This is a genomic window from Klebsiella sp. A-Nf5 (genome assembly GCF_002810545.1).
Classification (GTDB): domain Bacteria; phylum Pseudomonadota; class Gammaproteobacteria; order Enterobacterales; family Enterobacteriaceae; genus Klebsiella; species Klebsiella variicola.
In genome coordinates this window covers 1-930 of sequence record NZ_PIOG01000158.1, presented here as the reverse complement: position 1 = coordinate 930, position 930 = coordinate 1, and the positions used below count along the sequence as shown (strand labels likewise).

The window sequence follows — 930 nt, the reverse complement described above, 5'->3', positions numbered from 1 at the left end:
GAGAGATCTGGAGTTCGTCAGTACACGTCTCTTCTCCGCAAAGGGTGATGCTGATGTTCAAATGCTTGTACATGTTTTTCTCCTTTGTCTAAACACGTTGTTTTCTTGTTGGTGTTATTATCGCAATAAGACATAGGCGAAAAAGCATTTTGTATCGGGAATAACTGGAAAAGCAGTGAGTATCCGGGAGTGTATCGGGAGCACTTTTTACATTATTCTTCTCAACGCGCACCACAGGGCTGGTGGGCAGTATTTTCCTCTTCCCAAAAACCTACTGAAACAGCTTGTGACCCTCGAACGCTCTGGCAGAATACGTATCATCAGCTGCGCGCAGAGGGAAGAAAGCCACCCGCGCACCAAAGGGTGTACCGCCACAGAATCAGCCGTCCCCGCGGCATTTTGTCTCTATACCGGCACACACCCTTTCCATGACGGGAACCCAGCCGTTTCCCGAAAAACCTCCAGCCGTTTCTACTCAGGCAGCCAGCCTTTTCCCTGCGGGACGATCCCTATGGATTTTCGCGGTGGCCCTTTCACTCGTTCGACCGCAGGGATGTTACGGGGGATAAAATCATGACTTGAATAAATACGGGAAAGGGAGCGATCCCCCTCCATCCCCTCTCTCTTATATTTGTGCTCTTTCCTGACTCGAATAACCTCTCTTATGAGGGGCTCGTATATCTCTTATTAACGCTCTATACGGTGACCATTCGTATGGGAGAAAAGGCGACTTTCTTCTCTCTGCCAGTAAGTGATTTTGCAGATGTTGTAGAGGTGGTTGTCTTGTGGTTTTCCTCTGGTCTGTATTCTTCGTTGTGGGGATAGTTCTTCTCTGTGTATGGAGTGATGGCGTGTGCGCTTTTCCTTTCGTTCATCTTGAGAGGTGGAAGTGTGGGTGATGTGATTTCTGGTCTGTTGTCGTTCTCCGCA

Annotated in this window: 1 protein-coding gene; it reads right to left on the bottom strand. The window is 48.7% G+C overall.

Features of this window, described 5'->3' with window-relative positions:
* Positions 1-695: 695 nt before the first annotated feature.
* Positions 696-930: hypothetical protein (locus CWM53_RS31705; protein WP_206062627.1), on the bottom strand; the 235-nt coding region annotated here is incomplete at its 5' end.